This window comes from Neisseria sp. P0021.S006 (genome assembly GCF_051956895.1).
Window position 1 is genome coordinate 1 of sequence record NZ_JBQCWZ010000859.1, and the last position, 616, is coordinate 616.

Genomic DNA, 616 nt, shown 5'->3' on the forward strand with positions numbered 1-616 from the left:
TACAGATACAGATCCGGTCAAGACCGGCGTTCAAGTTTCGGCTTATGCAAAAAATTTAGGCGGTATTGCTCAAATTCCCAATGTTGACGAGGTTTATAAAACCTTGATGGATTGTGTTGCAGCATACGGTAAATAATTGCTGGGGGGTGGATTTATTTTCTGAGTAAATGCTTTAGAAATGATATAATTCCGCTCTATTTGCCAAGATTTATACAAATTTGGTTTTATCATGTTGGTGAAAACCGAATTGGATTTTATATAAAGAATGTATCAAAAGCAGTATGCTAGATTTGATGGACATTCTTTTTAGGAGAATTGAATGAAAGCACTGGTCGCAGTAAAGCGCGTAGTGGACTATAACGTCAAAGTTCGTGTGAAAGCCGATGGTTCCGATGTGGATATCGGTAATGTCAAAATGTCGATGAACCCGTTTGATGAAATCGCGGTAGAAGAAGCTGTCCGTTTGAAAGAAGCCGGAAAAGTAAGCGAGATTGTTGCTGTTTCTCTTGGCTAGAAAAAATGCGAATAGACGTTGCGTACTGCTTTGGCGATGGGTGCCGACCGTGCGGTTCATGTTGAGACTGATGCGAAGTTGGAGCCTTTGGCCGTTGCAAAA

2 pseudogenes are annotated in these 616 nt (G+C 41.1%); both read left to right on the forward strand.

Annotation, left to right across the window (positions count from 1 at the left end):
• Nucleotides 1-136 (forward strand): annotated as a pseudogene (locus ACTHUM_RS17535) (lipopolysaccharide heptosyltransferase I); the annotation flags it as partial.
• 183 nt (nucleotides 137-319) lie between these two features.
• Nucleotides 320-616: pseudogene (locus tag ACTHUM_RS17540) on the forward strand (electron transfer flavoprotein subunit beta/FixA family protein); the annotation flags it as partial.